At 50.7% G+C, this 8,615-nt stretch carries 7 protein-coding genes and 1 other annotated feature; of the genes, 5 read left to right on the top strand and 2 right to left on the bottom strand.

What is annotated here, in order from left to right:
• Positions 1 to 89 precede the first annotated feature (89 nt).
• Both ON064_RS15410 and ON064_RS15405 read left to right on the top strand, forming a co-directional pair.
• A complete protein-coding gene (locus tag ON064_RS15410; protein WP_274625475.1) occupies positions 90 to 1,688 on the top strand; it encodes a pyruvate oxidase in 1,599 nt (532 codons plus the stop codon).
• A 60-nt stretch (positions 1,689 to 1,748) separates the two neighbouring features.
• On the top strand, positions 1,749 to 2,771 hold the full coding sequence (locus ON064_RS15405; RefSeq protein WP_274625476.1) for a zinc-binding alcohol dehydrogenase family protein: 1,023 nt from the start codon (positions 1,749 to 1,751) through the stop codon (positions 2,769 to 2,771).
• A 47-nt stretch (positions 2,772 to 2,818) separates the two neighbouring features.
• Here the strand turns inward: ON064_RS15405 and mnmM are convergent, their stop codons facing one another.
• Positions 2,819 to 3,388 (bottom strand): tRNA 5-(aminomethyl)-2-thiouridylate-methyltransferase MnmM, encoded by a 570-nt coding sequence (mnmM, locus tag ON064_RS15400; RefSeq protein WP_274625474.1) that lies wholly within the window; start codon positions 3,386 to 3,388, stop codon positions 2,819 to 2,821.
• Complete coding sequence (gene mnmL / locus ON064_RS15395) at positions 3,385 to 4,338, bottom strand: tRNA modification radical SAM protein MnmL/YtqA (RefSeq protein WP_274625473.1); 954 nt, start codon at positions 4,336 to 4,338, stop codon at positions 3,385 to 3,387. The genes mnmM and mnmL overlap by 4 nt, the downstream gene beginning before the upstream one ends.
• A 173-nt stretch (positions 4,339 to 4,511) precedes the next feature.
• Between mnmL and ON064_RS15390 the strand changes: the two genes are divergently transcribed.
• From ON064_RS15390 to leuS, 3 genes are all read left to right on the top strand, one after another.
• Positions 4,512 to 5,198, top strand: coding sequence for a CoA transferase subunit A (locus ON064_RS15390; RefSeq protein WP_274625472.1), 687 nt, complete (start codon positions 4,512 to 4,514; stop codon positions 5,196 to 5,198).
• Between the two features lie 18 nt (positions 5,199 to 5,216).
• Positions 5,217 to 5,870 (top strand): 3-oxoacid CoA-transferase subunit B, encoded by a 654-nt coding sequence (locus ON064_RS15385; protein ID WP_058381144.1) that lies wholly within the window; start codon positions 5,217 to 5,219, stop codon positions 5,868 to 5,870.
• A gap of 44 nt (positions 5,871 to 5,914) precedes the next feature.
• Positions 5,915 to 6,110 (top strand) — a binding site (T-box leader).
• 84 nt (positions 6,111 to 6,194) lie between these two features.
• Positions 6,195 to 8,606, top strand: coding sequence for a leucine--tRNA ligase (gene leuS / locus ON064_RS15380; RefSeq protein WP_274625471.1), 2,412 nt, complete (start codon positions 6,195 to 6,197; stop codon positions 8,604 to 8,606).
• Positions 8,607 to 8,615 lie beyond the last annotated feature (9 nt).

The following is an 8,615-nucleotide window of genomic DNA, read 5'->3' as shown; positions in this document are numbered from 1 at the left end:
CCTTTTTACATGTTTGCCGAAAAAGGTTTACAGATGAGCTGGAGGGATAAAGAGATGGAACAGCAGAAATAAGGAAAGAGGGAATGTATATGTTTGAACGCACCGCAGGCAGCCATGTAGTAGAGCTGTTGAAGCAATGGAATGTAGACCATATTTACGGAATGCCGGGGGATTCCATCAATGAATTAATGGAAGAACTGCGCAAAGTAGATATCCGTTTTATCCAGATACGCCATGAAGAGACAGGGGCGCTCGCCGCTTCAGCTTATTCGAAATTGACCGGGCGCATTGGCGTGTGCCTGTCGATCGCAGGTCCAGGGGCGATCCATCTGCAAAACGGTCTGTATGATGCGAAAAAAGACAAAACTCCGGTACTCGCGATTGTCGGGCAAGTGACCAGCAGTTCTGTTGGGACCGACACTTTCCAGGAGCTGAAATTGGAATCGATGTTTGAAGACGTTTCGGTCTATAACCGCCGCGTGCAAAATGCCGAACAATTGCCGGATATGCTCAATCAGGCGGTGCGTGCAGCCTATGCCGAAAAAGGCCCTGCTGTGCTCGTGGTGTCGGACGATTTATTCAGCACGAAAATCAAACGGGAGAAGGAAATGACCTCTCCCGAATATTCAGCGCCGCATATTCGGGCAGCAGCAGAAGATTTGCAGGAAGCGCTGAAGCTATTGGAGACTGCGAAAAAACCAGTCATCTTGGCAGGTAAAGGCGCACAGGAAGCGGCTGGTGAAGTGTTGGCTTTCTCGGAAAAACTGAATGCGCCAATCATTGCATCGCTTCCGGCGAAAGGATTAATTCCTGATGATCACCCGAATAACCTCGGGCAGCTCGGGCAACTCGGGACGGAGCCGGCTGAAGAGGCGATGAAACAAGCCGACTTGATCATTCTCGCCGGTACAGCGTATCCATACCGTGAGTATTTGCCGGACAAAGCGCCTGCCATCCAAATCGATCTCGACCCGCGCGTGATCGGAAAATACTATCCCGCAACTGTAGGCGTAGTCGGGGAACTCGGGCCGGCACTTGCCTGGTTGACAAGCAAGCTCGGTGAAAAAGATGCCGGGTTCTTGGAGCAATTCCAGGAGAAACGACGCGCTTGGCATGACAAGCTGCGTGAAGATATCGATAAGCAAACTGACATGCTTCAACCTCAGCAAGTACTTGGCGAAATCCAGCACATCATGGAGCGGGACGCTGTCGTTTCACTTGATGTCGGCAGCATCACCATCTGGACAGCGAAATACTTGCAGTTGACTGGCCAGAAGTTGGTGTTGTCGTCCTGGCTCGGCACGATGGGCTGCGGTTTGCCGGGAGCCATTGCAGCGAAACTGGCATATCCGGAAAGACAGGCCATCGCTATCGTCGGGGACGGCGGATTTTCCATGGGCATGCAGGATTTTGTCACTGCAGTTAAATACGAGCTGCCGATGATCATCGTCGTCTTCAACAACCAGAAGCTTCAATTGATTGAAGACGAACAAAAAATGGCAGGCAATAAGCCGACCAATGTTGAGCTTGCCAATATCGACTTTGCGGCGTTTGCCATTGCGTGCGGCGGAGAGGGCTATACGGTTAAAACACGTGCCGAATTGCAAGACGCGTTGTCGAAAGCAAAAGCAAGCAAACAGCCAGTCGTCATCAATGCATACGTAGAAGACATCTCGGCTGTATTATAGAAGGAATTGTAACAAGGATATGAATAGACGAAAGGAAGGCGAAATGGATTGACTTCGAAAATGATAGCACTAGGATTTTACAAACCCGGAAATACCGATCAACCGCCCGAATTCGAGGCAGTAGAATTGGACAAGCCAGAGCCAAAAGGACACGATTTGCTCGTGGAGGTAAAGGCGGTATCGGTCAACCCGACAGACTACAAAACACGTGATTCGAAAAAACCGGACGATGACTCCTTGACGATCGTCGGAAGGGACGTTGCCGGAGTGGTCGTTTCCGTTGGCAGTGAATGTTCATTGTTCAAAGAAGGCGACGAAGTGTTTTATGCCGGCACCAATGTCCGGGAAGGCGGGCATAGCGAATTCCATTTGGTCGATGAGCGCATCGTCGGTCACAAGCCGAAAAACTTGGATTTCGCGCAGGCGGCTGCTTTGCCGTTGACGGGATTGACCGCAATGGAAGCCCTGTTTGTGCGTTTGGGCATTTCGAAAAACCCGCAGGACAATGAAGGCAAGAACATCCTGATCATCGGAGCTGCGGGAGGTGTCGGTTCGATCGCTACGCAGATCGCCAAATTAGCAGGGCTTACCGTAATCGGAACCGCGTCGCGTCAGGAAACGATCGAGTGGGCCAAAGATCATGGCGCGCATCACACGATCAACCATCACCAGGAATTGCTGCCTCAATTGAAGGAGCTGGATATTGACGGCGTGGACTATATCTTCTGCCTGACCAATACCGATGACCATATGGCAGGCATGGCGGACGCAATTCGGCCACAAGGCAAGATTTGTTCAATCCTGCCGGCATTCGAACCGCTCGCACCGGCCTTGTTCGGAAAAAGCGTGACCTTCGTTTATGAATTGATGTACACGCGTTCGATGTTTCAGACAGAAGACATGATCGAGCAGCATCAGTTGTTGAATGAACTGTCGGAATGGGTAGACAGCGGCAAGGTTCAGTCGACACTCAATGAAACGATGGCGCCAATTAACCCGGCAAACTTGAAAGAAGCTTACGGAAAACTGATGTCTGGCAAGACCATCGGGAAAATTGTTCTCGAAGGTTCTGTCGAGAAATAAATGAAAGAGCAGCGTGCATGTGCACGCTGCTCTTTTAAATTTAGCCATCATTTCTTTTGGCGCTGTTGTTTTTTCTCGATCGCGACTAAAAATGGCGGCGAATGCTGCTGGTTGATGAATTCATATTTCAGGACGTCGTAGCGGGTTTGCGGCAATTGCTTGACATAATCCATCACCGCGTCGCGCTCTTCGCTGCCGCCGTCGTGGCCAGAATAAATGACGGCTACCACCAAGCCGCCTGTCTTTAAGCGCTCGAGACATTGGCCGATTGCCTGCAAAGTGCTTTCCGCTTTGGTGATGATGGTGTGGTCGCCTTTTGGTAAATAGCCAAGATTGAAAACGGCGGCTGCAATAGGTTCGGTGACATACTGGTCGATTTTCGCATGGCTGTCGCAAATCAATTCGACATGACGAAACGCTTCTGTGCGCTGCCTAGTCGCTTCGATTGCTTGTTGCTGGATATCGAATGCGTAGACTTTTCCAGATGCACCGGTAAGCCCAGCCAGGAAATGGGTATCATGCCCGTTTCCGGCAGTTGCATCTATCACGCTGTCACCTTCGTAAACGACTTGTTCGAGTAAAGATTTAGTGAAAGGCAAGACGCGCTGCAAAGTCATAATGCCACACTCCCCGCATAATGCTTGCCTTGCCAGCTGCCGCGCGCCTCGAGTTCCTTATCGATGCCGTTCAGCACTTCCCATTTATTCGTGCTCCACATCGGGCCGATCATCAAATCGATCGGGCCATCTCCTGTGATGCGCTGGACGACCATGTCGGGCGGGATGATTTCCAGCTGGTCGGCGACGAGTTGGATATAGGCGTCCTTTTCCATGAACTTGAGCATGCCTTTTTCGTATTGCTTGACCATGGGCGTTCCGTTGAGTAGATGCAGCAGGTGGATCTTGATTCCCTGGACGTCGAGTTGTGCGACTGTCTGTGCCGTTTCCATCATCATGTCTTTGTCTTCAAGCGGCAAACCGTTAATGATGTGGCTGCAAATATTGATGCCGTGTGTGCGCAGTTTGTCGACACCTTGTTTGTAAGTGTCAAAATCATGCGCACGGTTGATGAGCTGCGCAGTGCGCTCATGGACAGTCTGCAGGCCGAGTTCCACCCATAAATACGTGCGTTCATTGAGTTCAGCTAAGTATTCAACGACTTCATCCGGCAGGCAGTCGGGCCGTGTGCCGATGCTGATGCCGACCACATTTTCCTGTGCGAGTGCCGCTTCGAATTGTCTTTTAATGACGTCAATCGGTGCATGGGTATTCGTATACGCTTGAAAATAGGCGATGTATTTGGCGTCTTTCCATTTGCGGTGCATTTTCGCTTTCACCTGCTCGAATTGCACAGCGATCGGGTCGACACGGTCTCCGGCAAAATCACCGGAACCGGCGACCGAGCAAAACGTGCAGCCGCCAAAAGCGACTGTGCCGTCGCGATTCGGGCAGTCAAATCCCGCGTCCAGCGAGATTTTCATGATTTTTTCGCCGAATTGCCCGCGCAAATGGCGGTTCCATGTATAATAACGCTTCCCGTCACTCGGGAAGGGGAATTCATTGTCCATAATAAAACCACTCCTTAGCTGTCATTATAACACGCAGTTGCCGGCCGAAAAGCCGCCAAAAATCGTGCGCCCATTGTCCTTGTTGCGTTTCCCATGGAGTTTTGGTTAAATTGTTAATGGAAGCGTTTTATTGAATCAAAATTCAGTTAATGTTGCAGAGGGGGAAACGCGCGATGAAACCGATTTACAATTCTGCCAAAGAGGCAGTCGAACCGATACAAGACGGAGCCACCATCATGGTTGGAGGATTCGGGCTGGTCGGAATTCCAGAACAGCTGATCCTGGCGCTTGTCGATAAAGGGGTAAAAGATCTAACAATAATTTCCAATAACTGTGGGGTCGACGAATGGGGTCTTGGCTTATTGCTGAAAAACAAGCAAATCAAGAAAATGATCGGCTCGTATGTCGGCGAAAATAAAGAATTCGAACGCCAAGTGTTGTCCGGCGAAATCGAAGTGGAACTCACGCCACAAGGCACGCTCGCTGAAAAAATGCGCGCAGGCGGAGCCGGAATTCCGGCATTCTTCACACCGGCAGGCGTCGGCACGACCGTCGCTGAAGGCAAGGAAATCCGCGAATTCGATGGCAAGGAACATGTGCTTGAAATGGCGTTGAAAGCGGACTTCTCGCTGGTCCGTGCACATACTGCAGATAAAATGGGCAATCTTGTCTACAACAAGACTGCACAGAACTTCAACCCGCTAGCGGCAGCTGCCGGGAAAGTGACGATTGCGGAAGTCGAACATTTGGTGGAAATCGGCGACATCAATCCGAATCACGTGCAAACGCCGAGCATTTACGTACAAGGTTTGCTGCAAGCAGACCAAGAAAAACGAATCGAGCGTTTGACGACGCGTTAAGAAAGGGTGGGGACAGAAGTGGACAAACAGGCTATCAGAGAACGAATCGCAAAACGAGCGGAAAAAGAAATCAACGATGGAGATTACGTCAACCTGGGCATCGGCATGCCGACCTTGGTCGCGAACTTCATTTCCGATAATAAGCAAGTCGTCTTGCAGTCCGAAAACGGATTGCTCGGCATCGGGCCATATCCGACAGAAGACCAAGTCGATCCCGATTTGATCAATGCCGGAAAAGAAACCGTCACGACGATCCCGGGCTCCGCATTTTTCACGAGCGCTGAGTCATTCGCAATGATCCGCGGCGGACATATCGATGTCGCGATCCTTGGCGGCATGGAAGTCGCAGAAAATGGCGACTTGGCCAACTGGATGATTCCAGGGAAAATGATCAAAGGCATGGGCGGCGCGATGGATCTTGTCCATGGCGCGAAAAAAGTCATCGTCATCATGGATCATGTATCAAAAGACGGTTCAGCGAAAATCAAAAAAGCGTGCGAATTGCCCCTTACCGGTAAAGCGGTGGTCAATTTGATCATCACGGAACGCGCGGTGATTGAAGTGACGGATACTGGCCTCGTGTTGAAAGAAGTGTTCGAAGGCTTCTCGGTCGACGACGTCGTCGCTGCAACCGATGCCGAGTTGAATACCGATAGCGTCAAAGTACACTGAGCTATTGCATAAAAACAGACGCTCAGCTAAAATGAAATCAATAGCAAATGGCCATGAAGAGGAGCAGTAGGACATACAAAGCATAAAAGAGAGCCGGCGGATGGTGCGAGCCGGCATGCAGGATGTCTGAACTCGCCTTGGAGTCTGCGCAATGATTGCGCCGTTTTCCGCGTTAAGGAATCAAGTTGAGCGCCAGAGCGCTAATTTGGGTGGTACCGCGGGAAAAATCCCGTCCCTTAGTTTAAGGGGCGGGATTTTTTTATTTTGCTGAAAACTTGTTACGCTAGCGGACATCTGCTTGTATTTAGAGGAGGAAAATCGGAAATGTCTTTTAATCACAAAGAAATTGAAAAGAAATGGCAGCAACATTGGCAAGAAAACAAAACCTTCAAAACGGAGAATACGCCGGGCAAAGAAAAATTCTACGCTCTTGATATGTTCCCGTATCCGTCAGGCGCCGGGCTTCACGTCGGGCATCCGGAAGGCTACACGGCGACTGATATCTTAAGTCGCCAAAAACGCATGCAAGGTTACGACGTGCTTCATCCGATGGGCTGGGATGCATTCGGTTTGCCGGCAGAACAATATGCGCTCGATACCGGAAACGACCCGGCGGAATTCACGGCGAAAAACATCGAGACCTTCAAGCGCCAAATCCAGGAACTTGGCTTTTCCTATGATTGGGACCGTGAAATCAACACGACCGACCCAAACTATTACAAATGGACGCAATGGATTTTCATCCAGCTTTACAATAAAGGCTTGGCATATGTCGATGAAGTAGCGGTCAACTGGTGTCCGGCACTTGGCACCGTCTTGGCCAATGAAGAAGTGGTCGATGGAGTTTCTGAGCGCGGAGGCCATCCGGTCGAACGCCGCCCGATGCGTCAATGGGTGTTACGAATCACTGAATACGCAGACCGTTTGCTGGAAGACTTGAACGAACTCGATTGGCCGGAAAGCTTGAAGGACATGCAGCGCAACTGGATCGGCAAATCCGAAGGCGCGGAGCTCGAATTCAAGATCGACGGCACCGGGCTTTCATTCCGTGCATTCACAACGCGCCCGGATACGATTTTTGGCGCGACTTACGCGGTGCTTGCCCCAGAACACAAATTGGTTGGGGAAATTACGACATCTGATCAGAGCGAAGCGGTAGCTGAGTATATCGACAAAGTAAAAACGAAAAGCGATTTGGAGCGTACGGATCTCGCGAAAGATAAAACGGGCGTCTTCACTGGTGCTTATGCGATCAACCCGGCAAGCGGCGAGAAAATGCCAATCTGGATTGCAGATTACGTCCTTGCGACATACGGAACAGGCGCAATCATGGCCGTGCCGGCACATGACGAACGTGATTATGAGTTCGCAAAACAATTTGACTTGCCGATCGTCGAAGTCGTCTCAGGCGGCAACATCGACGAAGAAGCCTATGCTGGCGACGGCGAACTCGTCAACTCTGGTTTCCTTGACGGCTTGAACAAAACCGAAGCGATTGGAAAAGCGATCGATTGGCTCGAGCAACAAGGTGTCGGCGAGAAGAAAATCACCTATCGTTTGCGCGACTGGTTGTTCAGCCGCCAGCGCTATTGGGGCGAACCGATCCCGATCATCCACTGGGAAGACGGCACGATGTCTCCGGTTGAAGATAAGGATTTGCCACTGGAACTTCCGGTCACAACAGATATTAAGCCGAGCGGGACAGGCGAATCACCGCTTGCCAATATCGAAGAATGGGTTAATGTCACGCATCCTGAAAACGGCATGAAAGGCCGCCGCGAAACGAACACGATGCCGCAATGGGCCGGCAGCTGCTGGTATTATTTGCGCTTTATCGACCCAACAAACGACGAAGCGATCGCGGATCCAGAATTATTGAAACGCTGGCTTCCGGTTGATGTCTATATCGGTGGTGCAGAACACGCCGTCCTCCACTTATTGTATGCGCGTTTCTGGCACAAAGTGCTGTACGACCTTGGCGTCGTGCCGACAAAAGAACCGTTCCAGAAATTATTCAACCAGGGGATGATCCTCGGCGAAGGCAACGAGAAAATGTCGAAATCCAAAGGCAATGTCGTCAACCCGGACCAAATAATCGAAAGCCATGGTGCGGATACGCTGCGCATGTACGAAATGTTCATGGGGCCGCTCGAAGCATCCATCGCCTGGTCGACGAACGGGCTAGACGGATCTCGCCGTTTCCTTGACCGCGTATGGCGTTTACTGATCGAAGACGGAGCGATTTCGAGCAAAGTCAGCGATCAAAATGACGGTAAACTAGAGAAAGTCTACAACCAGACCGTCAAGAAAGTAACCGAAGACTTCGACGGCCTTCGCTTCAATACAGCGATTTCGCAAATGATGGTATTCATCAATGAAGCATACAAAGCCGAGAGCTTGCCGAAAGAATATATCGAAGGCTTCGTGAAAATGCTATCGCCGATCGCGCCGCATTTGGCCGAAGAGCTTTGGAACAAACTTGGGCATAGCGAGACGGTAACGTATGAAGCATGGCCAACGTTCGACGAGTCGAAACTGGTCGATGACGAAGTCGAAATCGTCGTCCAAGTGAACGGCAAAGTGAGAAGCAAGCTGACTGTCGCAAAAGACAGTACAAAAGAACAACTGGAAGAAGCGGCACTCGCCGATGAGCACGTCCAAAAGGCGGCAGAAGGCAAGCAAGTACGCAAAGTCATCGCCATTCCAGGGAAATTGGTTAATATCGTTGTAGGATAAATAATGAAA

The sequence above is a fragment of the Planococcus sp. A6 genome (genome assembly GCF_028823615.1).
GTDB lineage: Bacteria > Bacillota > Bacilli > Bacillales_A > Planococcaceae > Planococcus.
The sequence above is the reverse complement of the archived record's forward strand: the minus strand, read 5'-3'. Positions and strand labels throughout refer to the sequence as shown.

Bases quoted from the DNA above. Each gene is read 5' to 3' on its own strand.
- leuS (WP_274625471.1), top strand. From the start codon at position 6,195: ATGTCTTTTAATCACAAAGAAATTGAAAAGAAATGGCAGCAACATTGG.
- mnmM (WP_274625474.1), bottom strand. From the start codon at position 3,388: ATGACTTTGCAGCGCGTCTTGCCTTTCACTAAATCTTTACTCGAACAA.
- mnmL (WP_274625473.1), bottom strand. From the start codon at position 4,338: ATGGACAATGAATTCCCCTTCCCGAGTGACGGGAAGCGTTATTATACA.
- ON064_RS15410 (WP_274625475.1), top strand. From the start codon at position 90: ATGTTTGAACGCACCGCAGGCAGCCATGTAGTAGAGCTGTTGAAGCAA.
- ON064_RS15390 (WP_274625472.1), top strand. From the start codon at position 4,512: ATGAAACCGATTTACAATTCTGCCAAAGAGGCAGTCGAACCGATACAA.
- ON064_RS15405 (WP_274625476.1), top strand. From the start codon at position 1,749: ATGATAGCACTAGGATTTTACAAACCCGGAAATACCGATCAACCGCCC.